General features: G+C 66.9%; 18 protein-coding genes. 9 read left to right on the top strand and 9 right to left on the bottom strand.

The features are described 5' to 3' along the window. Positions 1–19: 19 nt before the first annotated feature. From mdtD to RT551_RS06275, 6 genes are read right to left on the bottom strand one after another with little or no spacing between them, the layout of a single operon-like run. A complete protein-coding gene (mdtD, locus tag RT551_RS06300; RefSeq protein ID WP_313456586.1) occupies positions 20–1423 on the bottom strand; it encodes a multidrug transporter subunit MdtD in 1404 nt (467 codons plus the stop codon). A 10-nt stretch (positions 1424–1433) separates the two neighbouring features. Next, positions 1434–2507 (bottom strand): uroporphyrinogen decarboxylase, encoded by a 1074-nt coding sequence (hemE, locus tag RT551_RS06295; protein ID WP_313456585.1) that lies wholly within the window; start codon positions 2505–2507, stop codon positions 1434–1436. A gap of 33 nt (positions 2508–2540) precedes the next feature. Next, complete coding sequence (locus tag RT551_RS06290; RefSeq protein WP_313456583.1) at positions 2541–2786, bottom strand: WGR domain-containing protein; 246 nt, start codon at positions 2784–2786, stop codon at positions 2541–2543. Between the two features lie 36 nt (positions 2787–2822). Continuing rightward, positions 2823–3938, bottom strand: a complete 1116-nt coding sequence (gene aroB / locus RT551_RS06285; protein ID WP_313456581.1) for a 3-dehydroquinate synthase — start codon at positions 3936–3938, stop codon at positions 2823–2825. Then, the gene (locus RT551_RS06280; protein WP_313456579.1) at positions 3931–4476 is read right to left on the bottom strand and encodes a shikimate kinase; all 546 of its coding nucleotides are present in this window, start codon (positions 4474–4476) and stop codon (positions 3931–3933) included. Before RT551_RS06280 ends, aroB begins: the two co-directional genes overlap by 8 nt. 36 nt (positions 4477–4512) lie before the next feature. Continuing rightward, complete coding sequence (locus tag RT551_RS06275) at positions 4513–5352, bottom strand: kinase (protein ID WP_313456577.1); 840 nt, start codon at positions 5350–5352, stop codon at positions 4513–4515. A 41-nt stretch (positions 5353–5393) separates the two neighbouring features. On the opposite strand from RT551_RS06275, the gene pdxH reads away from it, so the two are divergent. Beyond that, positions 5394–5993, top strand: a complete 600-nt coding sequence (pdxH, locus tag RT551_RS06270) for a pyridoxamine 5'-phosphate oxidase (RefSeq protein WP_313456574.1) — start codon at positions 5394–5396, stop codon at positions 5991–5993. A gap of 16 nt (positions 5994–6009) precedes the next feature. Here the strand turns inward: pdxH and RT551_RS06265 are convergent, their stop codons facing one another. Together RT551_RS06265 and prpR are read right to left on the bottom strand one after the other, a co-directional pair. Beyond that, positions 6010–8370: a hypothetical protein gene (locus RT551_RS06265; protein WP_313456572.1), complete on the bottom strand. Its 2361-nt coding sequence runs from the start codon at positions 8368–8370 to the stop codon at positions 6010–6012. Positions 8371–9129: 759 nt separating this feature from the next. Beyond that, the gene (prpR, locus tag RT551_RS06260; RefSeq protein WP_313456569.1) at positions 9130–10737 is read right to left on the bottom strand and encodes a propionate catabolism operon regulatory protein PrpR; all 1608 of its coding nucleotides are present in this window, start codon (positions 10735–10737) and stop codon (positions 9130–9132) included. A gap of 155 nt (positions 10738–10892) precedes the next feature. Between prpR and prpB the strand changes: the two genes are divergently transcribed. The 7 genes from prpB (at position 10893) to pbpC (ending at position 24714) form a co-directional block, all read left to right on the top strand. Then, entirely contained in the window at positions 10893–11783 is an 891-nt protein-coding gene (prpB, locus tag RT551_RS06255; RefSeq protein ID WP_313456566.1) for a methylisocitrate lyase, read from the top strand. A gap of 28 nt (positions 11784–11811) precedes the next feature. Further along, complete coding sequence (gene prpC, locus RT551_RS06250; RefSeq protein WP_313456564.1) at positions 11812–12969, top strand: 2-methylcitrate synthase; 1158 nt, start codon at positions 11812–11814, stop codon at positions 12967–12969. Positions 12970–13070: 101 nt separating this feature from the next. Continuing rightward, positions 13071–15692: a Fe/S-dependent 2-methylisocitrate dehydratase AcnD gene (gene acnD, locus RT551_RS06245; protein WP_313456561.1), complete on the top strand. Its 2622-nt coding sequence runs from the start codon at positions 13071–13073 to the stop codon at positions 15690–15692. A 143-nt stretch (positions 15693–15835) separates the two neighbouring features. Next, positions 15836–16090, top strand: a complete 255-nt coding sequence (locus RT551_RS06240; protein ID WP_313456559.1) for a type II toxin-antitoxin system ParD family antitoxin — start codon at positions 15836–15838, stop codon at positions 16088–16090. 22 nt (positions 16091–16112) lie between these two features. Continuing rightward, positions 16113–17294 carry a 2-methylaconitate cis-trans isomerase PrpF gene (gene prpF / locus RT551_RS06235; RefSeq protein ID WP_313456557.1) on the top strand — a complete coding sequence of 394 codons (1182 nt, stop codon included), beginning with the start codon at positions 16113–16115 and terminating at the stop codon, positions 17292–17294. 154 nt (positions 17295–17448) lie between these two features. Next, positions 17449–22368, top strand: a complete 4920-nt coding sequence (locus RT551_RS06230) for an alpha-2-macroglobulin (RefSeq protein WP_313456556.1) — start codon at positions 17449–17451, stop codon at positions 22366–22368. Continuing rightward, positions 22369–24714, top strand: coding sequence for a penicillin-binding protein 1C (gene pbpC, locus RT551_RS06225; RefSeq protein ID WP_313456554.1), 2346 nt, complete (start codon positions 22369–22371; stop codon positions 24712–24714). Here pbpC and RT551_RS06220 read toward each other — a convergent pair whose 3' ends face one another. After that, entirely contained in the window at positions 24715–25197 is a 483-nt protein-coding gene (locus tag RT551_RS06220) for a peroxiredoxin (protein WP_313456552.1), read from the bottom strand. A gap of 168 nt (positions 25198–25365) precedes the next feature. On the opposite strand from RT551_RS06220, the gene RT551_RS06215 reads away from it, so the two are divergent. Continuing rightward, positions 25366–26259: a DnaJ C-terminal domain-containing protein gene (locus RT551_RS06215; RefSeq protein ID WP_313456550.1), complete on the top strand. Its 894-nt coding sequence runs from the start codon at positions 25366–25368 to the stop codon at positions 26257–26259. Positions 26260–26261 lie beyond the last annotated feature (2 nt).

The following is a 26261-nucleotide window of genomic DNA, read 5'->3' as shown; positions in this document are numbered from 1 at the left end:
GTCGCGGAGTAGCCTGCGGCTACTCCGCGACTTCTTCCACATCGCGCGGCGAGGGGCGGGTATCGGGGAGCTGCCAGAAGATCACGGTGGAGGTCAGGGTGATCGCGCCGACGCAGACAAAGGTGGCGTGCAGTGCCGCAGTGGCACCGCGCAGGGCATCGAGGTGATCGAACGCGGCCAGCAGGCTGCCAGCGGCGGCGGCTCCGAAACCGGTGGCCAGCATCATCACCATCGACAGCAGGCTGTTGCCGGAGCTGGCGAAGTCACGATCCAGGTCGCGCAGCGTGACCGTGTTCATGACCGTGAACTGCAGCGAGTTCACCGCACCAAACAGCGCCAGCTGCACGATGCGCAGCCACATCGGCTGGCCGGGCAGCATGAAGATGAAGCTGGCCATCGCCAGCCCTACCAGCACCGTGTTGACCATCAACACACGCCGGTAGCCGAAGCGCTCCACCAGCTTTACCGCGTAACGCTTGGACAGCATGCCGGCGGCGGCCACCGGAATCATCAACAGGCCCGCGTTCATCGGGCTCATGCCCAGGCCAACCTGCAGCAGCAGCGGAATCAGCAGCGGCATCGCGCTGCTGCCAATCCGCGAGAACAGATTGCCCAGAATGCCGATGCGGTAGCTGGGGACATGGAACAACGCCAGCGAGAACAACGGCGCGGTGGAGTTGGCCGCATGCAGCCAGTAACCCACCAGCGCAGCCAGGCCGGCCACGGTCATCAGCATCACCAGGGCGTGTGGGGTGCCCATCCCGGAAATACCGTCCAGCGCCAGCGACAGCACCACCATCCCGAACGCCAGCATCAGATAGCCCGCCAGGTCGAAGCGGGTGCGATGCTCGGCGTAGTGGTCCGGCATCACCTTCATCGCCCACACATAGCCGATCACGCCGATCGGCAGGTTGATCAGGAATACCCAGTGCCACGAGGCCACTTCGACCAGCCAGCCACCCAGCGTCGGGCCGATCAGCGGGCCGATCAATGCGGGAATGGCGATGAAACTCATCGCGCGCAGGAACTGCTCACGCGACACTGACCGCATTACCGCCAGGCGGCCCACCGGCAGCAGCATGGCACCGCCCAGTCCCTGCAGCACGCGCGCGGCCACCAGCTGATGGAGCGTCTGCGCCAGCGCGCAGGCCAGCGAACCGAGTGTGAACAGAATGATCGCCACCAGAAACGTGCGGCGCGTTCCGAAGCGGTCGGCGATCCACCCCGATGCCGGAATGAAGGTCGCCACCGCCAGGGCATAGCTGAACACCACCGACTGCATCTGCAGCGGGCTTTCGCCCAGGCTGCGCGCCATCGCCGGCAAGGCCGTGTTGACGATGGTCGAGTCCAGCATCTGCATGAAGATCGCCAGCGATACCAGCCACAGCAGAGGGCGGATCGAGGCATAGCTGGCGGTCGTCATTGCAGGTTCCTCAGCGCTGGCTCAAACGGTGCACGGCCTCCACCAGCACCTGCACATGATTGGGATTCATGTCCGGTGACATCCCATGGCCCAGATTGAACACGTGGCCTTCGCGCGAACCGCCATTGCCCTGTGCGTAGCTGTCCAGTACCTGGCCTGCCGCGCGTTCGATCGCTTCGGGATTGCCATACAAAGTGGCCGGGTCCAGGTTGCCCTGCAGCGCCACGCGACCGCCGGTGCGGGCGACCGCGTCGGACAGGTCCAGCGTCCAGTCCACGCCCAGCGCGTCGGCACCGGTGTCAGCCAGCGCACCCAGGTGCAGCCCGGTGCCCTTGCCGAACAGGATCAGCGGGGTGCGCGTCTCGCCCTGGCCGCGATCCAGTTCCTGCGCGATGCGGGTCAGATAACGCAGCGAGAACTCCCGGTACATCGACGGGCTGAGCACGCCGCCCCAGGTGTCGAACACCTGCAGCACCTGGGCACCGGCCGCGCGCTGTGCGGCCAGGTAGGCCACTACCGCGTCGGTCACCACCGACAGCAGCTGGTGCAGCGCGGCCGGTTCGTTCAGCGCCATCGCCTTGATGCGGGCGAAATCCTTGCTGCCGCCGCCTTCCACCATGTAGCACGCCAGGGTCCAGGGGCTGCCTGAGAAGCCGATCAACGGCACGCGACCGTCAAGTTCGCGGCGGATCACCCGTACCGCGTCCATCACGTAGCGCAGTTCGGTTTCCATGTCCGGCACCGCCAGACGGGCAATGGCCGCGGCGTCGCGCACCGGGTTCCGGAACTTGGGGCCTTCGCCTTCGACGAAGTACAGCTCCAGGCCCATCGCATCGGGCACGGTGAGAATGTCCGAGAACAGAATGGCGGCGTCCAGATCGAAGCGGCGCAGCGGCTGCAGGGTGACCTCGCAGGCGATCTCCGGGTTCTTGGCCATGGCCAGGAAACTGCCCGCCTTGGCGCGGGTGGCGCGGTACTCGGGCAGGTAGCGGCCTGCCTGGCGCATCAGCCAGACGGGGGTGCAATCCACCGGTTCGCGACGCAGGGCGCGCAGCAGTCGATCGTGGCGGGTGTGGCTGGTCACGTGGTGCTTCCTTGGGATGGGGCGCTGCGGGTTTCAGGGCAGCGAAGAGTGCGGGAGAATCTGGAACTGGCGTGTCAGCAGCGCGTCGCGCTCACGCTCGAAGGCGTTGCGCGCTTCGTCGGCCGCGTCGAACTGGGTGATCCGCAGCTGCGACCGACGCCCCGGGCTGCCGCTTTCACGCAGCAGCTCCCAGCAACCGAACAGATCCGGTTGCAGGGTCAGCCGCACGAAGCGGACCGGCTCGGAGCCGCCCAGATGTTGCTGCAGGTAGACATGCATGGGCGCAATTGTAACGTCAGGGCGTGGAGGCCGCCGTCACTGCAGCTCGGCCAGCACCAGCGCTTCGTCCACATCTGCCACCACTTCGGCGCGACCGATCCCGCGCCACAGCACCAGGCGCAGGCGTCCGGCCACGTTCTTCTTGTCCAGGCGCATGCGCGACAGCAGCGCCTGCGGATCGAGTCCGGCCGGAATGCGCACCGGCAGGCCATAGGCTTCCAGCAGGTCCTGCAGCGCCTGGGTATCGGCCGGGTCACTCATGCCCAGTCGTGCCGACAGCCGCGCCGCCAGCACCATGCCCACCGCCACGGCCTCGCCGTGGTTCAGGTTGTCGTTGCCCGGGGCCCCATAGCCTTGTTCGGTTTCGATGGCATGACCAAAGGTGTGGCCCAGGTTCAACAGGGCGCGTTCGCCGCGTTCCAGTGGATCGCGGGCGACAATGTCGGCCTTGTGTTCGCAGCTGCGGGCAATGGCCTGGGCCAACGCGGTGTCATCGCCGGCCAGCAGCGCGGCGCGTTCGGCCTGCAGCCACTGGAAGAACAGCGGATCGCGGATCGCGCCGTATTTGATCACTTCAGCCAACCCGGCACGCAGCTCGCGCGGCGGCAAGGTGCGCAGCGCGGCGGTGTCGGCGATCACCGCGCGTGGCGGGTGGAAGGCACCCACCAGGTTCTTGCCTTCCGGAATGTCGACGGCGGTCTTGCCACCGACCGAGGAGTCGACCATCGCCAGCAGCGAGGTTGGCAGCTGCACGCAGTCCACGCCGCGCATCCAGCAGGCGGCAGCAAAGCCGGCCAGGTCGCCGGGCACGCCCCCGCCCAGCGCCATCACGCAGGCATCGCGGGTCGCCCCCAGCGCCGCCAGTGCGGTAATGGCCGCCCCGAAGTTGGCCAGGGTCTTGGAGGCCTCGCCCGCCGGCAGCACCAGCTCGCCAACCAGCAGGTCCGGGCGCTGCGCCAGCAGTGCTTCACGCACGCCGGCCAGGTAACGCGGGGCCACTTCACTGTCACTCAGCAGCAGCACATGGCGGCCACGCACGTGGGCGGCGAGCAGTTCGCCCTGGCTCAGCAGGCCGGGGCCGATGTGGATCGTGTAAGGCGTGTCGCCGCTGACTGCAACGGTGCGCGGGGCGGCCGGGGAAGAACTACTCATGGGGGATGTCCAGACGTTGCCATTGCGAGGCCAGACGCAGCACCAGCTGCGCGGTGGCGTCGGCGGGGGTGTAAAGATCGGTGTCGAGGGTAAGGTCGGCCAGCGACTGGTACAGCGGATCACGCACGGCCGCCATGTCCAGCAGCACCTGTTCGCGGTCGGGGCGCTGCAGCAGCGGCCGGGTGCGGTCGCGTGCAAGCCGCTCCAGCTGCGCCGCCACGCTGACCCGCAGGTACACCACGAAGCCGCGCGTGGCGATGGCCTGGCGGTTGTCCGCATCCAGCACCGCGCCGCCGCCGGTGGAGATCAGCTGGCCGTGCCCGGCCAGCAGCCCCTGCAGCATCTGCCGCTCATGCTGGCGGAAACCGGCCTCACCGGAGAGTTCGAAAATGGTGGCGATGCTGGCTCCGGCGGCGTCCACGATCGCCTGGTCCGCGTCAACGAAGTCCAGGGTGAAGCGTTCGGCCAAGCGGCGTCCGATGCAGGTTTTGCCGGCGCCCATGGGGCCAATCAGGATCAGGTTCGGAGCAGGATTCATCACCGTGGATGCTACCACCTCCGCCCCGCGCACCTCTCAGTGGGCAGTGGTTGCCGATGCAACCACCTGGCGCTGGTCGTCCAGCACGACCACGCGGTCGGCGCGTGCCGGCAGGCTGCGCAATGCCTGCCGGCTGACCCGCTCGTAGTACTGCACAAAGCGCTCCAGTTGCGGGCGGCTCATGCTGCTGCGTTCCGGCTGCGCGGCCTGCAGGTGCTGTTCCTGCTGCCAGCGCCAGCGTGGCACCACCGAAAAATCCGGTGGTTGCAGGAACCACAGCCGATCACAGCGCTGCCACAAGGCCGGGTAGTGGTCGGCCAGCGACTGGTTGCACCACTGTCGCCAACGTCCGTCCGCATCGGCCTCGCGTTCCAGCGCGTTCAGCGGCGCAATCAGGTCGGCAGGATCCTGCGCCGGGGTGCCCAGAAACCAGCCTTCAAACACCAGCAGGTCCAGCGCTCCGTCCAGCTGCGGCCACAGCGACTGCGCCACGCGCTCGTCGGCCAGTTTGTCAAAGCGTGGCAGGGCCACCGGCCGCTGTGCCGCAATCGCGTCCAGCGTGGCGTGCGCCAGGGGCAGGTCATGGGTGCCGGGTGGCCCGCGTGTCAGCAGCAGCGGATGGACTTGCCGGGCCAGTCGCTGGCGCTGCGCACGGGTCAGGTAGAAGTCGTCGATCGACAGGGTCGCCGCGCGCAGTCCGCGGGCCTGCGCCAAGGCCACCACCTGCGCCGCCAGCGTCGATTTGCCGCTGCCCTGCAGGCCGCTGATGGCCAATACTGGTACCGGGCTGGGCACGGCCAGGGCGTCATCCAGCGCCTGTGCCACCAGCTCGGCCGGAAATCCTTTGTCGCGGGGCATGTACGGCGCGGTACGCATGCGATGACAATAAACCCACCGTGTGAAGAATCCAAACCCTCATGACTGATTTCTACACCGAAGCGCTGAACACCTTCGCCGCATTGTTTGACGAGGCCAAAGCCAGCGCAGAATTCGAACCCAATGCGATGACCGTTGCCACGGCCGATGCGCAGGGGCGGCCGTCGGCGCGTACGGTGCTGCTGAAAGCATTCGATGCGCGCGGTTTCGTGTTCTACACCCACCTGGACAGCCACAAGGGGCGGGAATTGAAGGTCAATCCGCATGCCGCGCTGCTGTTCCTGTGGCGCAGCCTGCGCGAAGCCGGCATCCAGGTCCGCATTGAAGGCCGGGTTGAAGAAGTGGACGCCGCTGAAGCCGATGCCTACTTCGCCTCGCGTCCGCGCATGAGCCAGATCGGGGCCTGGGCTTCGTTGCAGTCGCATACGCTGGGTTCACGCGAGGAGTTCGACGCGCGTGTGGCCAGCGCCGAGGCCAGCTTCGCCGGTCGCGATGTGCCGCGACCGGAGGGCTGGAGCGGGCTGCGCGTCGTACCGGAACGGATCGAGTTCTGGTACGGCGCGCAGTTCCGCCTGCACGAACGCTGGTGCTACGAGGTCGATGCCGAGGGCCAGTGGAGCAAGCGCCAGCTGTATCCCTGAGGCCGGCCTGCGCCGCTCAACGCAGTGGCGAAGGCGGCAGGGCCGCCGGGCCGATGAACGGCGAGGCGCGCTTCGCGCGCTGGGTGGCCTCGGCCAGCGCGGCGAACAGACGATGCACCTGTGCGCGTCGCATCTGCGGGTCCGGGTTGCGCTGCAGCCCGGTCAGCAGGGCCAGTGCCTCGCGCTGCGCCTTGGTCGGACCGTCGTGCCCGATGTCCCGGTTCAACCAGTAGCGCGCTTCGCTGGCGGGCACCGATCCCGGAATCGACAGCGCCCGGCCCAGGCGATCTACGTCTGGCCCGTGCCGTTCCAGCATCGTCGCCCAGGTCGCCGTTTCATCCGTGTCAGGGGTGCGCAGCGAGATGTAGCGCAGCAGCGGGCCGGTAAGCGTTCCGTCAAGCAGCCATTCCATCTGCGGCACCTGTTCCACGTGCTGGTAATGGACGCCGGGGCTGACCGACACCCCCGGCGCAACCGGCACCGGCGCGACCAGATTCAGGCCCTGGCTGCTGCCGGCGGACAGGCGCACCGTCTGCAGATGCAGGCCTTTGGCCCAGGTCGGGAAGCCGGGCTCGCGCTGGAATCGCGGCCGGAACAGGCGGACCACGCAACGCGCATTGAGGGTGCTCGGGAATGACGGCGAAAGATGGGTCAGCACGCGCTCGATCTGTTCGGTCGGCAAGCGGTCTTCGCTGCCCGGCAGGCTGCGCTGGACCTGCGCCAGCAATTCGCCCAGGGCCGGCGTCAGCTCGCCGGTCAGGGTGATGTCGATGTAGGTGCCGGCGCGCAACGGATCGGGGTCGTCGCGCTCGAGGCGCGCCACCGTCGCGCGCGCGCCAGCATCCAGGCCCGGTATGCCCAGCGAGGAGGTCAGCGCCACGGTGCCTTGCCGGCTGGCAATCCGTTGGGTCATCGGGCGGAATGCGTGCGTGGCCTGGTGCACCTGCTGCCGGTCGTGCGGAATCCGGCTTGCGTGGATGCGGTCGGCCAACTGCTGCACGCGTTCCTGCAGAGCGTCCCAGGCGGCCTGCGCGGGGTCGCCCGGTGCGGGACGCGGTGCGGCCTGCAGCCACGCCAGGGTGTCGAGCATGTGCACCATCACCGGCTCGCGGTGTTGTCCGTCGCCGCCCCAGTCACGGCTGAGCGACGTCAGCGGTGCGGCCGCCAGACAGGGGGCTTGGAGTGCATGCCGGGCCAGGGCTTCAAAGTGATCGAACTCTGCGCGCAGGTGCTCCACCGCGTCCAGGCGAAGGCCGATTACCCCCGTGTCTGCGGGCGAACTGCGGATGCACTGCACCTGATGCAGCGAGCGCGAGCGCGTCCGTGGCTTGCGGCCCAGCAGTTGGGTTAGCCGCTCGTCCAGACGCCGCTGCACCATGATGTCCTGGCGCAGGGCGCTGGCTTCGGCCGACGTGTCGGTCAGGCGCAGCGGCAGGCTGATCAGGACTTCGGTGCGTGTCGCGGCGGCGGAGACCCCTGCATCCAGCACGGCGACGCCGGCGTGTGCCCCCAGTTCGCCGCCCACCGCATGCAGGGTGGCGGCAATCGGTACCGGCGGGGCAGGGTGAAAGCGCGGCGTCCGAAGCGGGGTGCTGTGCCCCAGCAGCATGGGCAACCGGGTTTGCCACGCCAGTGCCGTGCTGATGCGCTCGGCATAGCGGTCACGGCGGGGGCCCACCACACGTTTCGCGATGCGCAGCAGGCGCGGCCCGGCCAACCGGCGTTCCACGGAGGCCCGCGCCAGCGCCAGCACACGGTCCTGCATCTTGTCGTCTACATTGCCGGTGCCCCGGGTGACGTGTGCCGACGCGTGCGCACCCGCGCCGACGTCCGCGGGCAGCCCCGCCTCGATCGCGGCACGGCCAGTCACGGTGGTGGTGTTGAAATGGGCGACGGCCAGATCATCGTAGGTGGAGGTGCTTTTTCCGCGCAGGGCGCTACCGGTGAGGTTTGCCTCGCCGATACCGGGCAGACCCACGCCCGCGCCGAGGCTGATCCCACGCGAGGCTTCGCGGTGGGCACCGGGATAGTGATTCTTCGCCTGCTGTCGCGTGTGCTTTTCGACTTTGGATTTCATCAGCCGATCGCCATCCGCCGCGCGGGCCAGATCACGCGCCGCGCGCTTGAGCAGCTTCTGGTGCGCGGAGCATTCTCGATCGGGTGCAAGCGCCTGGATCAGGTGCTTGACCTGGCGTTCCATGGACGCTTCATGGGTGTCGTCCGGATCGAACTGGAAGCCCTTGATGGCCTCGCGCGGTGATGGTGTCTGGCCTTCGGCCAGCGTGCACAGCACTGCACGGATCTGTTCGGTCAGTGCCTCCTGTGCCGGCGTCGCCTCTGCGGTATTGGCGGGCCCTGAATCGGCGAAGTAGCCCATGCGGACATGCTGTGCACGCGGTGAAGGGGGCGGAGAAACCACGGGTGCAGCGTTGTTATGCAGTTGAAGCAGTGGAAGCGTCCTGGCTTCGCTGGGCTTCCGCTTGGCGGAAAGGGGACGTGCGTTGGAAAAGGTAGCCGTCGGAGCGGTACCGATGGAAGTAAAAAGCATGAATTACCTCGTGGCAACGGGCAGGCGACAGGGCCTAACGGCGCATCGGTTCGGTGTTGGCAGCGGGTCGGTCAGGCAGCTGTACGGGGAACAGCGTGCCCAACTCTGGCATCGGCGCATTCCCGGATGGCGGCACGACGTCGTCATTGACTGCATCGGCAGGTGTGTCTGAAGGAGCAGAGGTGGCGAAAGCGATCTGGTACTGCACGGGTGATCTCACGAAGCATGGCAATGGAATGCGAGCGGGGGCGCGCACGACGGTGACGGAAGCAGCAAGGTCTGCAATCTGTCCGAGATCGAACCTACCTTCGTCAGCGACCCATGGGCATTGCACGGCAGCGGCAGAGTTCACGCGGGGTTTGGAGTGCTGAACACGTTTCCTGCCAGGGGCGCGCTGGTCGCGTCACTGCGTGTCGGGATGTGCTTCAGCGCGCTGCGTGGCAGGTGCAACGGTGCCGGTGGATGAACGGGATGCTGTGCGCATAGATGCCCTGATGCGACAGGGTTGTCCCCATGCGCACGTCGGAAAAAGCCGAAAATGCACGTGGGGTTGTTCTTGGCAGGGCGAATTGCGCCAACCGGGCGCGGTCAGCGGCTGTGCCGCAGCCAGCGCCACAGCGTGGTGCGCGACACGCCCAGGCGTGCAGCAGCAACTTCCCGATTGCCGTCACAGTCCGCCAGCACCTGGGCCACTCTGTCAGGGTCCGGCCGCTGTGACACCGTCAGCGTCGGCTTCGCGCTGGACGCTCCATCAGCTGCATCAATGCGTGCTGCGAGGTCTATTTCCGGTGCCCATTCCAGCAACTGCGCCGGTCCAAGCAATCCGGCGCTGGCGGGCCAATGCACGCGCAGCCGGTCCACCAGGTTGCGCAGTTCGCGCACATTGCCTGGCCAGGCGTAATCGCGCAGGCGTTGCAGGGCGGTGGCGTCCAGTGGACTGGCGCGTTGTCCAAGTTGCTGGAAGAAATGTTCCAGCAGTTCCGGTACGTCCTGGTCATGTTCCTGCAGGCGGGGCAGGGCGATACGCAGGGCGGCCAGCCGGTAGTAAAGATCACGCCGGAACCGACCGGCCTCCACCAGTGACTCCAGCGTTTGCAGTGTGGCGGCGACAACGCGTACGTTCACCGTCACCGGCTCGGTGGCGCCGACCCGCAGCACCTCGCGTTCCTCAAGCACGCGCAGCAGGCGGGTCTGCAACGGCAGGGGCAGTTCGCCGATCTCGTCCAGGAACAGCGTGCCGCCATCGGCGGCCTCCACCAGGCCTACCCGGCCACCGCGTCGCGCACCGGTAAAGGCACCTTCGGTGTAGCCGAACAGCTCCGCTTCCAGCAGCGACTCGCTGATCGCCCCGCAGTTGATCGCCACGAAGCGGCCGCGTCGCCCGCTGGCGGCATGCAGTTGCCGTGCGACCAGCTCTTTGCCGGTGCCGGTGGCCCCGCTGACCAGCACCGTACTGTCGTGGGGTGCATACAGTGCAATGCGTTCACGCACCTGCTGCATGGCCGGGCTGTGGCCCAGCAGAACCGGGTCACGGTCGCGGTGTCGCGCGGCCACCCGACGGCGGACCGGGGCGGCACCGGAGCGGGCCAGGGTCTGGGTCAGTTCCAGCGCATGTTCAAACGCCTGGCGCACTGAGTCGGCGGAATACAGCAGCACGCCGGGCAGACCCATCTGCTCGGCGTGGTCAATCGCCATGCCGGTGCCGACGATCACCTCGATCCCGTTGGCACGCAGATCGGCGATGCAGTCGCGCGCATCTTCGCGGGTGACGAAGCGGCGGTGTTCGATATCCAGCCCGAAGCTGTGCTGGAAGCTGCCGAAGGTCGGTACGTCGGTGGCATGCGTGACCAGTCCGATCCGTGGGGCAATCCGTCGTGCGCGTGCCAGTGCCTCCATCAGGTCGAAACCATTGGCCTGGATCGGCACCAGCGGCACCTCCAGCCGGCTGCGCAGGTAGGCCGCATTCGAGCCGCCGGCAATCACCACGTCGCAGTGCTCGCGACGCAGCCGCTGGCCGATCACATCCACGGCCTCTTCAAACCCGAGGTTGATCGGTACGATCCGCGCGCGCCGGTCGAACTCGGGGATCACATCGCCCAGCAAGCCGGTCAGGCGGGACACGCTGACCGTCCAGATCACCGGCAGATGACCAGGTTCCGGTTCGGGCAGGCGGTGGCGGGGCAGGGGCAGCGACATGGCGGTCCGGCATGTTTCAGTGGCTCCATGTTACAGGTGTTTCAATGTTTCATCATGAAACACCGTCTGAAACAGTCGTGTTCAAGAAAATCAATGATTTGCATGTTGGCATGTCCCTTGCGCCTGCCCGGTAGTTACCCACGATGGATGGCCGAATGACCTCTTCTGTTTCCTCCGCCGGCGCGCGCTTCCGCGCCGCCCTGGCCGCCGAGTCGCCGCTGCAGGTGATCGGTGCGATCAACGCCAACCACGCGCTGCTGGCACAGCGGGCCGGCTACCGTGCCATCTACCTGTCCGGCGGCGGCGTCGCGGCCGGCTCCTTGGGCCTGCCCGACCTGGGCATCAACACTCTGGAAGATGTCCTGATCGACGTGCGCCGCATTACCGATGTGTGCGACCTGCCGCTGATGGTCGACATCGATACCGGGTTCGGGCCCAGCGCGTTCAACATCGCCCGCACGGTCAAGTCGCTGATCAAGGCCGGTGCCGCGGCCTGTCACATCGAGGACCAGGTGGGGGCCAAGCGTTGCGGTCACCGCCCCGGCAAGGAAATTGTCTCGCAGGGCGAAATGGTCGACCGCGTGAAGGCGGCCGCCGATGCGAAGACCGACCCGGACTTCTTCCTGATCGCCCGTACCGACGCCATCCAGGTGGACGGGGTGGACGCCGCCATCGAGCGCGCCATTGCCTGCGTCGAGGCGGGTGCTGACGGCATCTTCGCCGAGGCCGCCTATGATCTGGACACCTACCGTCGCTTCGTCGACGCGGTGAAGGTGCCGGTGCTGGCCAATATCACCGAGTTCGGCAAAACCCCGCTGTTCAGCCGCGACGAGCTGGCCTCGGCCGGCGTGGCCATCCAGTTGTTCCCGCTGTCCGCGTTCCGCGCCGCCAACAAGGCGGCGGAGAATGTGTATGCGACCATCCGTCGCGATGGCCACCAGAAGAACGTGGTGGATACCATGCAGACGCGCGAGGAACTCTACGACCGTATCGGCTACCACGCCTTCGAGCAGCAGCTCGACGCGCTGTTCGCCGCCAAGAAGTAATTCCGTACTACCGTTTTCTGGAGGGATCATGAGCGAAGCAACCACCGCGCCCGGCTTCAAGCCGAAGAAGTCCGTCGCCCTGTCCGGCACCGCCGCCGGCAACACGGCGCTGTGCACCGTGGGTCGCAGCGGCAACGACCTGCACTACCGTGGCTACGACATCCTGGACCTGGCCAACACCAGCGAGTTCGAGGAAATCGCCCACCTGCTGGTGCACGGCAAGCTGCCGACCCGCGCCGAACTGACCGCCTACAAGGCCAAGCTGAAGTCGCTGCGCGGCATTCCGGCGGCGGTCAAGGCGGCATTGGAAGAACTGCCGCCGTCGGCACACCCCATGGACGTCATGCGCACCGGCGTGTCCGTGCTGGGCTGCGTGTCGCCGGAAAAGGACGACCACAACCATCCCGGCGCGCGTGATATCGCTGACAAGCTGATGGCCTGCCTGGGCTCGATGCTGCTCTACTGGTACCACTGGAGCCACAACGGCCGCGCCATTGACGTGGAAACCGATGACGACTCCATCGGCGGCCACTTCCTGCACCTGCTGCACGGCGAGAAGCCGCAGGACTCCTGGGTGCGCGCCATGCACACCTCGCTGATCCTGTACGCCGAACATGAGTTCAACGCCTCCACCTTCACCTGTCGCGTCATCGCCGGTACCGGCAGCGACATGTACAGCTGCATTGCCGGTGGCATCGGCGCGCTGCGTGGCCCCAAGCATGGCGGTGCCAATGAAGTGGCGTTTGAAGTGCAGAAGCGCTACGACAATCCCGACGAGGCCGAGGCTGACATCAAGGCCCGCGTGGAACGCAAGGAAGTGGTGATCGGTTTCGGCCACCCGGTGTACACCGTCAGCGACCCGCGCAACAAGGTGATCAAGGACGTCGCCCGTGAGCTGTCGGCGGAGCAGGGCAACTTGAAGATGTACGACATCGCCGAGCGCCTGGAGTCGGTAATGTGGGACATCAAGAAAATGTTCCCGAACCTGGACTGGTTCAGCGCGGTCAGCTACCACATGATGGGCGTGCCCACCGCGATGTTCACCCCGCTGTTCGTCATCGCCCGCACCTCCGGCTGGAGCGCGCACGTCATCGAACAGCGCATCGACGGCAAGATCATCCGCCCCAGCGCCAACTACACCGGCCCGGAAGACCAGGTCTTCGTGCCGCTGTCCGAGCGCGCATGATGCCGCCGCCGGCTCCCCGGAGCCGGCGCTTCCGGTAGTGCCGGCCCCTGGCCGGCAACCCCCTCGGCCCGCCAAACTGCTACACGCCAGCCATGACCGCAATGAACACGCAACACCGCAAAACTCTCCCCGGCACCTCGCTGGACTATTTCGATGCCCGTGCCGCGGTCGATGCGATTGCGCCGGGAGCCTATGCCACGCTGCCGTATGTCTCGCGTGTGCTGGCCGAAAACCTGGTGCGCCGCTGCGATCCGGCCACCCTCACTGCGTCGCTGACCCAGCTGATCGAGCGTCGCCAGGATCTGGACTTCCCCTGGTTCCCGGCGCGCGTGGTCTGCCACGATATCCTGGGCCAGACCGCGCTGGTCGACCTCGCCGGCCTGCGCGACGCCATTGCCGACGGCGGTGGCGATCCCGCCAAGGTCAATCCGGTCGTGCCGGTGCAGCTGATCGTCGACCACTCGCTGGCGGTGGAGTGCGGCGGCTATGACCCGCAGGCATTCGAGAAGAACCGCGCCATCGAGGACCGCCGCAACGAAGACCGCTTCCACTTCATCGACTGGACCAAGCTGGCGTTCCAGAACGTGGATGTGATTCCGCCCGGCAACGGCATCATGCACCAGATCAATCTGGAGAAGATGTCGCCGGTGATCTACGTGCAGGACGGCGTGGCCTTCCCCGATACCTGCGTCGGCACCGACAGCCACACCCCGCACGTGGATGCACTGGGCGTGATCGCCATCGGTGTCGGCGGGCTGGAGGCAGAGAACGTGATGCTGGGGCGCGCCTCGTGGATGCGCCTTCCCGACATCGTCGGCGTGGAACTCAGCGGCAGACCGCAGCCGGGCATCACCGCCACCGACGTGGTGCTGGCGCTGACCGAATTCCTGCGCGCCGAACGCGTGGTCGGTGCGTGGCTGGAGTTCTTCGGCGAAGGTGCCGCCGCGCTGACCATCGGTGACCGCGCCACCATTTCCAACATGTGCCCGGAGTATGGTGCGACCGCGGCGATGTTCTACATCGACAGCCAGACCACCGACTACCTGCGCCTGACCGGGCGCGAGGAAGCCCAAGTCGCGCTGGTCGAGATCTACGCCCGCACCACCGGGCTGTGGGCCGATGACCTGGTGACCGCACAGTATCCGCGCGTGCTGCGTTTCGACCTGTCCAGCGTGGTCCGCAACATGGCCGGCCCGAGCAATCCGCACCGTCGCCTGCCGGTGTCGGCACTGGTCGAACGCGGCATCGCCGATGCCGCCAAGCTCGAAGCGGGCAAGGCCGAACAGGCCCAGGGCCTGATGCCCGATGGTGCAGTGATCATCGCCGCCATCACCAGTTGCACCAATACCTCCAATCCGCGCAACGTGATCGCTGCCGGACTGCTGGCACGCAAGGCCAATGAACGTGGCCTGCTGCGCAAGCCGTGGGTGAAATCCTCGCTGGCCCCGGGCTCGAAGGCGGTGCAGCTGTACCTGGAAGAAGCCGGCCTGCTGCCGGACCTGGAAAAGCTGGGCTTTGGCATCGTCGCGTTCGCCTGCACCACCTGCAACGGCATGAGTGGCGCGCTCGACCCGGCAATCCAGCAGGAAATCATCGACCGCGACCTGTATGCCACCGCCGTGCTGTCGGGCAATCGGAATTTCGACGGTCGCATCCATCCGTATGCCAAGCAGGCGTTCTTGGCGTCGCCGCCGCTGGTGATCGCCTACGCCATCGCCGGTACTGTGCGCTTCGATATCGAGAAAGATGTGCTGGGCCTCGATGCGCAGGGCAATGAAGTGCGTCTGAAAGACATCTGGCCGAGTGATGCCGAAATTGACGCGGTGGTGAAGGCCGCGGTGAAGCCGGAGCAGTTCCGCAGCGTCTACAACCCGATGTTCAATATTCGCGTTGAACACGCCGGGCCGACCGTCAGCCCGTTGTACGACTGGCGCCCGCAGAGCACCTACATCCGCCGTCCGCCTTACTGGGAAGGCGCGCTGGCCGGGGAGCGCACGCTGGCCGGCATGCGTGCGCTGGCGGTACTGCCCGACAACATCACCACCGACCACCTGTCGCCGTCCAATGCGATCCTGGCCTCCAGTGCGGCGGGTGAGTATCTGGCGAAGATGGGCCTGCCCGAAGAGGACTTCAATTCCTACGCCACCCACCGTGGCGACCACCTCACTGCGCAGCGCGCCACCTTCGCCAATCCCAAGCTGTTCAACGAGATGGTGCGCAACGAGGATGGCAGCGTGAAGCAGGGTTCGCTGGCTCGGGTCGAGCCGGAAGGCAAGGTCATGCGCATGTGGGAGGCGATTGAAACCTACATGGAGCGCAAGCAGCCGCTGATCATCATTGCCGGTGCGGACTACGGCCAAGGCAGTTCGCGTGACTGGGCGGCCAAGGGGGTTCGTCTTGCCGGCGTGGAGGCGATCGTGGCCGAGGGCTTCGAGCGCATCCACCGTACCAATCTGATCGGCATGGGCGTACTCCCTCTCGAGTTCAAGCCGGGCACCACCCGTCTGACCCTGGGCATTGACGGCTCCGAGACCTTCGACGTGGTCGGCGCACGCACCCCGCGTGCCGACCTCAGCCTGATCATCCACCGCCGTGACGGCCAGGACGTGGTGGTCCCGGTCACCTGCCGCCTGGACAGCGACGAGGAAGTGGCCATTTACGAAGCCGGCGGCGTCCTCCAGCGCTTCGCCCAGGACTTCCTGGAATCCACCCAGGCCGCCTGACCCAACCCCCGTAGAGCCACGCCCTGCGTGGCTTGCCCGGACAACGCCATCGCTCGCCCCCAATCATGAACCCCAAAACCTTGCACCCAGCCACTTGACGGCGCACCACCGCTGGCAGCTACTGCAGCTCCGAGGCCTTACCGATGGACGCCATGAAAATATCACTCAGCGATCCGCTCAAGCAGTTCGTAGATGAAGAAGTCGCCGAAGGTGGTTATTCCAGCGCTTCCGATTATGTCTGCGACCTGATCCGCCAGCGCCGGCGACGCAAAGCAGAGAACCTGCTACGACAACTGATCGCCCAAGGCTTGGCCTCCGGGCCGGCCAAGCCGCTGGAACCGGATCACTTTGACCGCATGCGTCGGAAATCTGCCGATCGGATGAACGGCGCATCCTGAAATATTTGACTTGGACAGCACGATGACCTTTGTTCCCCAACTCCGCATTCCCGCCACCTACATGCGCGGCGGCACCAGCAAAGGTGTGTTCTTCCGCCTGCAGGACCTTCCCGTTCCCGCGCAGGCACCTGGCCCCGCGCGTGACGCGCTGCTGATGCGCGTGATCGGTTCGCCTGATCCGTACGGCAAGCACACCGACGGCATGGGCGGGGCGACGTCCAGCACCAGCAAGTGCGTGATCATTTCGGATGCTTCGGTGCCCGATCACGATGTGGACTATCTGTATGGACAGGTCTCCATCGACACCGCGTTCGTTGACTGGAGCGGCAACTGCGGCAACCTCAGCACCGCGGTCGGTCCGTTCGCGATCAGTAACGGCTTCATCGACCCGGCGCGCATTCCGCACAATGGCACCTGCACGGTGCGCATCTGGCAGGCAAACATCGGCAAGACCATCCTGGCGCATGTGCCGATCATTGATGGCCAGGTGCAGGAGGACGGCGACTTCGAGCTGGACGGGGTGACCTTCCCGGCAGCCGAGATCGCGCTGGAGTTCATCGATCCGTCCGACGATGCCGACGGCGGCACCATGTTCCCGACCGGCAACCTTGTTGACACGCTGGACGTGCCCGGCGTCGGCAGCTTCACCGTGACCATGATCACCGCCGGTATTCCGACCATCTTCCTCAACGCCGCTGACCTGGGCTACAGCGGTACCGAACTGCAGCCGGCGATCAACGAAGACAAGGCCGCGCTGGCCCGCTTCGAGGCGATCCGCGCGCACGGCGCGGTGCGCATGGGCCTGATAGACCACATCGACCAGGCCGCCACCCGCCAGCACACCCCCAAGGTCGCCTTCGTCGCCCCGGCACAGGACTATGTGTCGTCCAGTGGCAAGCAGATCCCAGCCAAGGACATCGACCTGCACGCCCGTGCGCTGTCGATGGGCAAGCTGCACCACGCCATGATGGGTACCGCCGCGGTGGCCATCGGCACGGCAGCCGCCATCCCCGGCACCCTGGTCAACCTGGCCGCCGGCGGCGGCACGCGTGATGCGGTGACCTTCGGGCATCCCTCCGGCACGCTGCGGGTGGGGGCCCAGGCGGCCCAGGTGGAGGGCGAGTGGGTGGTCACCAAGGCACTGATGAGCCGCAGCGCCCGGGTGCTGATGGAAGGCGCGGTGCGGGTGCCAAACCGCCCGTAGAGCCACGCCCTGCGTGGCTTCGCGGCAACCGGCGGTTTCCCAGCCACGCAGGGCGTGGCTCTACGCGTGTCATTCGCTTCAATTCGGAATTTCCCGACCCATGCGTGTCCGGACGACCACCGTATACTGACGGCATCGTTCAAGGAGTGACGTCATGGCTACGCTGGGTCGGGTCGGGCAGGGCAAGTGGAAGGGAATCATCGCGCTGGCGCTCGCCGCCACGCTGGCAGTTGGCATCACCGGCTGCAAACGAAACGACAGCGGCCAGCTGCCGGAAGCTTCCGGCAAGCCCATCGCGGCCAAGGCCGAGGCGGTCACCGAGTTCACCCTGCTGCGCGCCTACCCGGATGAAAAGGGCGATGGCCTGTCGCTGGCGCTGGAGTTCTCGCGCCCGCTGGTCGGCACCCAGGATTTCGACAAACTGGTCCGCTTCGAAGAGAAGGTCGGCACCGAGGACAGCAGCTGGACGCTGTCCGATGACGGCACCACCCTGCGCTACCCGTTCGTGGAGGCGGCCAAGGACTATACCCTGCTTGTTTCGGCCGACCTGCTGGCCGCCGATGGCAGCCGCATCGGCAAGGAACTGAAGCAGAAGGTCTTCACCGGCGAGCTCAAGCCGGTGGCCGGGTTCGCCTCGCAGGGCAGCGTGCTGCCCGCGCGTGACAGTCGCGGCCTGCCGGTGGTCTCGGTCAATGTGCCCGAAGTGGACGTGGAGTTCCTGCGCGTGCGCGAGAAGCAGCTGCCGCAGTTCTTCAGCCAGTACCAGCGCGGCGGTCGCCGCGGCAGCTGGGAGCTGGACAGCGAGTACGGCGACAAGACCCCGATGTCGCAGCTGGCCGAGCCGGTCTACGTGAACCGCTTCGTGCTGGGTGGTAAGCAGAACGAACGGGTGCTCACCTACCTGCCCACGCAGGACATCAAGGAACTGCAGGAGCCCGGCCTCTACTTCGCGGTGATGAAGCGCACCGGTTCGTTCGACAGCGAGTTCGACACCGCCTTCTTCACCGTCAGCGACATCGGCCTGCATACCCGCGCGTACAAGGACACCCTGTTCGTCCATACCGCCTCACTGCAGAGCGGTGGGTCGCTGAAGAAGATCGACCTGCGCATTCTCGATGCCAAGGGCGAAGTGGTGCTCAAAGGCAGTACCGACGGCAACGGCAACGCACTGCTCAAGTACACCCTGGATGCCGGCCATGTGCTGATTGCCAGCAGCGGCGCGGACACCACCTTCCTGCCGTTCAACCAGCCGGCGCTGGACCTGAGCGAGTTCGCGGTGGCCGGCCGTGACAATGCGTGGTTTGACGTGTTCGCCTGGTCCGGGCGTGACCTGTACCGCCCCGGTGAAACCGTGCGCGTGTCCGCGTTGCTGCGCGACAACGACGGCAAGCCGGTCAAGCCGCAGCCGGTGTACCTGCGCTTGAAACAGCCCGACGGCAAGACCTTCCGCGAAACCCGCCTGCAGCCGGGCGAGCAGGGCTATCTGAGCTTCGAGCAGACCATTCCGGCCGATGCCCCCACCGGCCGCTGGCAGGTGGAGTTCCGCAGCAATCCGGCCAGCAAGGAAGCCATCCAGGGCATGACCCTGCGCATCGAGGAGTTTCTGCCCGAGCGCATGAAGTTGGATCTGGACAGCCCGCAGAAGACCCTCAAGCCCGGCGAACCGCTCAAGCTCCAGGCCGACGCTGCCTATCTATACGGCGCGCCGGCCGACGGCAACCGCTTCACCGCACGTCTGGCGGTGACGGCTGAGACATCGCCGGTCGAGTCGCTGCCGGGTTACTTCTTCGGCGACGTCACCATGGAACTGCCGCGCGAAGCGCGTGATGTCATCGACACCGAGTTCCCGGCAGACGGCAAGCTGCGTCAGGACGTGGAGCTGCCCAGCGAGGTCAAGGCGACCGCGCCGGTGGCGGTGGTGCTGTCTGGCAGCGTGTATGAAACGGGTGGCCGCACTGTCAGTCGCACCCTGAAGCGGGTGATGTGGCCGGCCCCGGTGCTGGTCGGTGTACGCCCCCTGTTCGATCACAATGATGGGGCCGATGCCAACAGCAACGCGCGCTTTGAGGTCGTGCGTGTGGACGCCGCCGGCAAGGCGCACCCGGGCAAGGGCCTGAAGGTCACCCTGGTGCGCGAACTGCGCGACTACCACTGGACCTTCAACGAGAACCGCTGGGACTACGATTTCACCCGCCGCTTTGAAAACAAGGAAACCCGGGCCCTCGATGCAGGCGCGGCACCGGTGGGCATCGACTTCCCGGTGGAGTGGGGCGAGTACCGCCTGGAGGTATTCGATCCGGGCACCGGCCTGACCAGCCGCTACCCGTTCCACGCCGGCTGGAGCTGGAACGACGACAATCGCGGGCTCGATGCCCGCCCCGACAAGGTCAAGCTGAGTCTGGACAAGACCGGCTACAAGGCCGGCGACACCGTGCGCGTGACCGTCACCCCGCCGCACGCCGGCAAGGGCGTGATCATGGTCGAGAGCGACAAGATGCTCTATGTGAAGGAGATTGACGCCAAGCCGGGCAGCACCTTCGACCTGCCGGTCACGGCCGATTGGGAGCGCCACGACGTCTATATCACCGCGCTGGTGTTCCGCGGCGGCAGTGCGCCCAGCAAGATCACCCCGGCACGCGCCGTGGGCGTGGTACACGTGCCGATGGACCGCAAGGCGCGCAGCGTGGCGGTGGGCCTGTCCGCACCCAAGCAGATGCGTCCGGAGCAGACCCTGCCGGTGACGGTCAGCGCACCGCAGCTGGCCGGCAAGGTCGCGCATGTGACCGTGTCGGCGGTGGACGTGGGCATTCTCAACATCACCCGCTTCCCGGTACCGGATGCCGCCGCGCACTTCTTCGCCCAGCGTCGCCTGGGCGTGGACGCGTACGACATCTACAGCCGCGTGATCGAGAGCTTCGACGGCAGCAGCGGCAAACTCAAGTTCGGCGGCGACATGGCCCTGGAGGCCTTGCCGCAGGCCAAGCGCCCCACCGCCCGCGTGCAGACGGTGGACCTGTTCGCTGGCCCGGTGAAGCTGGATGCCAAGGGCAATGCGCGGGTCAGCCTGAAGGTGCCCGACTTCAACGGCACCCTGCGCATTTCCGCGGTGGTGTATTCCGATGACCAGTACGGCAAGCGCGACATGGAAACGGTGGTGCGCGCGCCGATCCTGGCCGAAGCCAGCATGCCGCGCGTGCTCGCTCCGGGCGACCGCAGCACGGTCACCCTGGACGTGCAGAACTTCACCGGCAAGCCGGGCGAGTTCAAGGTGCAGGTTGACGGCGTCGGCCCCATCACCCTGGGCGAGGGCGGCCGCACGCTGAAGTTGAACGCCGACGCCAAGCAGACTCTGAACTTCCCGCTGGGCGCGCGCGAGGGCTACACCGTGGCCCAGGTGCGCGTGCGCGTGGACGGCAATGGGTTCAAGGTGGACCGCCGCTACGATCTGCCGGTGCGGGCGGCGTGGCCGCAGGTGCTGCGCGCGCAGACCCGCACCCTGGACCCGCTTGCAGCCGTCAGCATGGATGCCGGGCTGGCCGATGGCCTGATGCAGGACTCGGTGAGCGCGCGCATGCTGGTCAGCGCGTTGCCGCCGATTCCGTTCGCCAGTGCGCTGGAAGGCGCGCTGCGCTATCCGTACGGCTGCGCCGAGCAGACCACCAGCAAGGGCTATGCCGCACTGATGCTGGATGAAGCCACCGCCACGATGCTGGGGGCCGGTGGGTTGGATGCCAAGCAGCGCCGTGAACGCATGGAGGGTGCGTTCGGCCGGCTGGCCTCGATGCAGGTGGCCAATGGCAACTTCTCGATGTGGGGCGACGATGGCTACGTCAATCCGGCACTCACCCCATACATCGCCGAGTTCCTGCTGGACGCCAAGGATGCCGGCTTCACGGTGCCCGACGCGGTGCTGCAGAAGGCGCTCAACCGCCTCAGCGAAGACCTGCTGTCCGGTGGCAACCAGTTCTACGGCGAAGACCGCCGCGAGAACCTCAAGTTCGCCAACCAGGCGTATTCGGGCTACGTGCTGGCGCGGGTCAACCGCGCCCCGCTGGGTACCCTGCGCGCGCTGTACGACAACGAACGCAGCAAGGCGCTGACCGGTCTGTCGCTGGTGCACCTCGGTATCGCCTTGTCGCTGCAGGGCGACCACAAGCGCGGCGATGCGGCCATTGCGGCCGGCTTTGCCAAGCCCAGCAGCGAGCGTCCGCAGTACTTTGGTGACTACGGCAGCGCGGTGCGCGATGACGCGTTGATGATCGCCCTGCTGCACGAACGCAAGCTGGCCAAGCCGGCCTACGACGCCCGTGCGGTCGATCTGGGCCGCGCGCTGGATGCGCGCCGCAACAACGGCTGGATGTGGCTGAGCACCCAGGAGCAGGTGGCGCTGGCGCGGTTGGGCAAGGCGTTGGCTGCCAACCAGAAGAAGCAGGTCTCCGGTGAGCTGGCCATTGGCGACGAAGTGGAAGCGATTGCCGCGCGCCGTCTGTTTGGTCGCGGTTTTGACTATGCCGCCCTGGCCAAGGGTGTGCGTTTCACGCCGCAGGGCGAGCCGCCGATGTTCGCCAGCCTGGAAGTGGCGGGTATTCCACGCACCGCGCCGGAACCGGACAACCGCCATCTGGGCGTGGAACGCAGCTGGTACACCACGGACGGCAAGCCGTGGACGCCGCGCGCACTGAAGGAGGGCGAAACCCTGATCGTGCGGGTCAACATCACTCCCAACCTGGATATGCCCGACGCGCTGCTTACCGACCTGCTGCCGGCCGGCCTGGAGATCGAAAACCTCAACCTCGGCGATGCCAAGCAGTGGGCCGACGTGGTGGTGGACGGGCTGCGCATCAACGAGCGCGGTGAAGCGGCCACGCTGCGTCACGAGGAATTCCGCGACGACCGCTATGTGGCCGCGCTGAAGCTGTCGCGGGGCAGCACCGCCAAGGTGTTCTATCTGGTGCGTGCAGTCACCCCGGGCACCTACACCGTGCCGCCGCCGTTGGTGGAGGACATGTACCGTCCCGACCTGCGCGGGGTGGGCCGCAGCACTCCGACCACGATCACCGTGGTGGAGCCCTGATTGAGCCGGAACCGCTGGCTGTGGCGGGGCCTGCGCTGGGGCACCGCCACCCTGCTGGCGGTGCTGCTGGTGCTGGACCTGGCGTTTCCGCCGCCGTTGCCGAAACAGCGCGACACCAGCACCCTGGTGGTCGCGCGTGATGGCACGCCGCTGCGTGCGTTTGCCGATGCTGATGGGGTGTGGCGGTACCCGGCGTCGATCGAGAGCGTGTCGCCGCTGTACCTGCAGGCACTTCTGAACTACGAAGACCGCTGGTTCTGGCGGCACCCGGGGGTCAATCCGTGGGCGCTGCTGCGCGCCGGCAAACAGTGGCTGGGCAGCGGCCGCATCGTGTCCGGCGGGTCCACGCTGACCATGCAGGTCGCGCGCATTCTAGACCCGCATACGCGCACGCCGTGGGGCAAGGCCAAACAGCTGCTGCGTGCGGTGCAACTGGAGCTGCACCTGAGCAAGGCGCAGATCCTGGCGCTGTATCTGGAACGTGCGCCCTACGGCGGCACCATCGAGGGCGTGGAGGCGGCCAGCTGGGCCTACCTCGGCAAACCCGCGGCGCAGCTTTCGCATGCCGAGGCCGCCTTGCTGGCCGTGCTGCCGCAGTCGCCCAGCCGCCTGCGCCCCGACCGTCATCCTGAAGCGGCACAGGCGGCGCGCGACAAGGTGCTTGAGCGAATGGTCGCGCTGGGCGTGTGGTCGCGCGAAGAGGTCGACGACGCCCGCATGGAGGCGGTGGTCACCCGCGCGCTGCAGCCGCCGCTGCACGCCGCCCTGCTGGCGCAGCGGCTGCGTGCGGCCGAACCGCGCGCGGCGCGCATTGAAAGCACCCTGGATATCGGCCTGCAGCGCACGCTGGAAGAACGCGTGAGTTCGTATTTCTCGCAGCTGCCCGAGCGCACCTCGGCTGCGCTGCTGGTCGTCGACAACCGCACCCTGGAGGCGCGCGCCTATGTGGGTTCGGTGGCGTTCGGTGACAAGCAGCGGCTCGGCCACGTCGACATGGTGCAGGCGTGGCGCTCACCGGGTTCCACACTCAAGCCGTTCCTGTACGGCATGGCCCTGGACGATGGCCTGATCCATTCCGAAAGCCTGATGGTGGACGCGCCGCAGAGCTTCGGCGGTTATCGCCCCGGCAATTTCGATGCCGCGTTCAATGGTCCGGTCAGTGCCGCCACCGCGCTGCGGTTGTCGCTCAACGTGCCAGCGGTGGACCTGCTGGACCGGGTGGGCCCGGCGCGCTTTGCCGCACGCCTGTCGCATGCCGGTATCAACCTGCGCTTTCCGCGTGGCAGTGCGCCGAATCTGTCGCTGATCCTGGGCGGCACCGGGGCCCGTCTCGAAGACCTGGTCGGCAGTTTCGCTGCCTTCAACCGCAACGGCATTGCAGGGCGTGTGCGTTACCGCGCCGACGATGCGGTGATCGAACGACGCCTGATGTCGCCCGGCGCAGCGTGGATCACCCGTGAGGTACTCGAATCCAATCCGCGGCCCGGTTACGGCAGCGGTACCTTCGATGTCACCGGTCGCCCGCGCGTGGCCTGGAAGACCGGCACCAGCTATGGCTACCGGGATGCCTGGGCGATTGGCAGCACCCGGCATTACACCGTGGGTGTGTGGGTGGGGCGGCCGGACGGCACGCCCTTGCCGGGCCAGTACGGCGCGGTGACTGCGCTGCCGTTGATGTTTGAAGTGGTGGACAGCCTGCCGCGCCAGCCCGGTGATGCCAGCGCCGCGCCGATGCCGGCCAGCGTCAGCAGCCACACCATCTGCTGGCCAACCGGCGAGCGTGAGCAGGATGTGCCGCCCACGTTGTGCCAGCGTCGACTGGAGGCCTATGTGCTGGACGGCGCGGTGCCGCCCACCTTTGCCGAACGCGATGCCCGCTTGTGGCAGGCCGGCCGCCAGCATTTCCAGGTGGATGCGCGCAGCGGTCTGCGCCTGTCGCCGGACTGCAGGCTGCCGCATGAGGCGCAGAGCCGCGAGATCGCGCGCTGGCCGGCGCGGGTGTCGCCCTGGTTGCCATTGGCGCTGCGTCGAGCTTCGCAGCTGCCGGCGCTGTCGCCGGATTGTCGCGATGAGGGGGCAGGGAGTGCCGGTACGCTGCACATCGAAGGGCTCAACGACCGCGCCACGTTGGCGCGCGCGCCGAATGCCGAGCACGGCGTTCGCCTGCAACTGCGGGCGTTGGGTACCGAGCAGAGTGTGGATTGGTTGCTGGACGACCGCTGGATTGCGCGCACGGAAGGTGCGCGATTGCTGCAGCGGGATTTCGATGAGGCCGGAGAGCACACGCTCACTGCGTTGGCTGCAGACGGCGCGTGGACCCAGGTGCGGTTCCGGATCCTGCGTTGATCAACCCGGCAAATGCGCCAATACATGCTCTGCCGACGACACCTCGAACTTGCCCGGCTCCTCGATCCACGCCTCCCGCACCACGCCGTTTTCGACGTACAGGGCAAAACGCCGCGAGCGCACGCCCATGCCGGAACTGCTGGCATCCATCTCCAGCCCCAACGCACGGGTGAAATCGCCATTGCCATCGGACAGCAGTTGCAGCCCGTCGGGCACCTGCTGGCTTTCGCCCCATGCCTTCATCACGAACGGGTCGTTGACCGCCATGCAGAACACATCGATGCCGCGCGAGCGGAACTGCTCGAAGTGCTCGACAAAGCCGGGCAGGTGGCGGGCCGAACAGGTGGGGGTGAAGGCGCCGGGAACCCCGAACAACACCGCCTTGCGCCCATCGAACAGCGCATGGGTGTCCAAAGTTTCCATGCCCTCGCGGATGCGCTTGAGGGTCACTTCGGGAATCGCGTCGCCGGGTTGAATGGTCATGGGGAATCCAGAAACAGGGCAGGGGATGCGGTCAGCCTAGCCCAAGCGTGCCAGTGCCGCATTGCGCGGGATCATGTTTCGATCACGGCACCGAGCCCGGCAGCCGCTAGAATTGCCTGAACAGCCCCCGCCGGCGCGGGTGGCCGACCCTATTCGAGGTGTTTTGCAATGGAATTCAAGGATTACTACGCCACGCTCGGGGTGGAACCGAGCGCAGGCGATGCCGAAATCAAGACCGCCTACCGCCGGCTGGCACGCAAGTACCACCCCGACGTCAGCAAGGAAGCCGGTGCGGAAGAGAAGTTCAAGGCGGTCAACGAGGCCTACGAGGCGCTGCGCGATCCGCAGAAGCGCGCCGCCTACGACCAGCTCAAGGCGCAGGGCTATCGCCCCGGCGAAGAGTTCCACACCCCGCCCGGTTACGGTGGTGGCCAGGGCTTCGATTTCGAGGAAGTGTTCGGCGGCGGTGCCGGTGGCGGCGGCTTCAGCGACTTCTTTGAAAGCCTGTTCGCGCGCCAGCGAGGCGGTGCCGGTCGCGCCAGCGGCTTTGGCGGTGCCGGCGCTGGCCCGCAGCCGACCCGCGACACCCGCGCCAAGCTGTCGGTACCGTTGGAGGCGGCCTACAACGGCGACAGCCTGCGCATCACCGTCAACGGCAAGCAGCTGGATGTGCGCGTGCCCAAGGGCATCCGTCCCGGCCAGGTGATCCGCTTGAGCGGGCAGGGCACCAACGGCGGCAACCTGCTGCTGGAAGTGGAATATGCCGCGCACCCGCAGTTCGAGGTCGACGGCCGCAACATTCTGTACACCCTGGACGTCACCCCGTGGCAGGCCGCGCTGGGCACCAGCATCAGCGTGCCGACCCTGGGCGGTGCGGTGGAACTGAAGGTGCCGGCCGGCTCCGATGCCGGGCGCAAGCTGCGCCTGCGCGGCCGCGGCCTGCCCGGTAATCCGGATGGTGATCAGATCGTGGAGATCGAAATCGTCGCCCCGGTGCCCACCGATGACGCGCAGAAGAAGGCGTACCGGAACCTGGCCAAGGCGTTTGGCGAAACTGTTTGATC

The organism is Stenotrophomonas sp. (assembly GCF_032103445.1).
GTDB lineage: Bacteria > Pseudomonadota > Gammaproteobacteria > Xanthomonadales > Xanthomonadaceae > Stenotrophomonas.
This window is presented reverse-complemented; position numbering and strand designations above follow the sequence as displayed.

Bases quoted from the DNA above. Each gene is read 5' to 3' on its own strand.
- mdtD (WP_313456586.1), bottom strand. From the start codon at position 1,423: ATGACGACCGCCAGCTATGCCTCGATCCGCCCTCTGCTGTGGCTGGTA.
- RT551_RS06290 (WP_313456583.1), bottom strand. From the start codon at position 2,786: ATGCATGTCTACCTGCAGCAACATCTGGGCGGCTCCGAGCCGGTCCGC.
- aroB (WP_313456581.1), bottom strand. From the start codon at position 3,938: ATGAGTAGTTCTTCCCCGGCCGCCCCGCGCACCGTTGCAGTCAGCGGC.
- RT551_RS06280 (WP_313456579.1), bottom strand. From the start codon at position 4,476: ATGAATCCTGCTCCGAACCTGATCCTGATTGGCCCCATGGGCGCCGGC.
- RT551_RS06275 (WP_313456577.1), bottom strand. From the start codon at position 5,352: ATGCGTACCGCGCCGTACATGCCCCGCGACAAAGGATTTCCGGCCGAG.
- pdxH (WP_313456574.1), top strand. From the start codon at position 5,394: ATGACTGATTTCTACACCGAAGCGCTGAACACCTTCGCCGCATTGTTT.
- RT551_RS06265 (WP_313456572.1), bottom strand. From the start codon at position 8,370: ATGGGCTACTTCGCCGATTCAGGGCCCGCCAATACCGCAGAGGCGACG.
- prpR (WP_313456569.1), bottom strand. From the start codon at position 10,737: ATGTCGCTGCCCCTGCCCCGCCACCGCCTGCCCGAACCGGAACCTGGT.
- prpB (WP_313456566.1), top strand. From the start codon at position 10,893: ATGACCTCTTCTGTTTCCTCCGCCGGCGCGCGCTTCCGCGCCGCCCTG.
- prpC (WP_313456564.1), top strand. From the start codon at position 11,812: ATGAGCGAAGCAACCACCGCGCCCGGCTTCAAGCCGAAGAAGTCCGTC.
- acnD (WP_313456561.1), top strand. From the start codon at position 13,071: ATGAACACGCAACACCGCAAAACTCTCCCCGGCACCTCGCTGGACTAT.
- RT551_RS06240 (WP_313456559.1), top strand. From the start codon at position 15,836: ATGGACGCCATGAAAATATCACTCAGCGATCCGCTCAAGCAGTTCGTA.
- prpF (WP_313456557.1), top strand. From the start codon at position 16,113: ATGACCTTTGTTCCCCAACTCCGCATTCCCGCCACCTACATGCGCGGC.
- RT551_RS06230 (WP_313456556.1), top strand. From the start codon at position 17,449: ATGGCTACGCTGGGTCGGGTCGGGCAGGGCAAGTGGAAGGGAATCATC.
- RT551_RS06220 (WP_313456552.1), bottom strand. From the start codon at position 25,197: ATGACCATTCAACCCGGCGACGCGATTCCCGAAGTGACCCTCAAGCGC.
- RT551_RS06215 (WP_313456550.1), top strand. From the start codon at position 25,366: ATGGAATTCAAGGATTACTACGCCACGCTCGGGGTGGAACCGAGCGCA.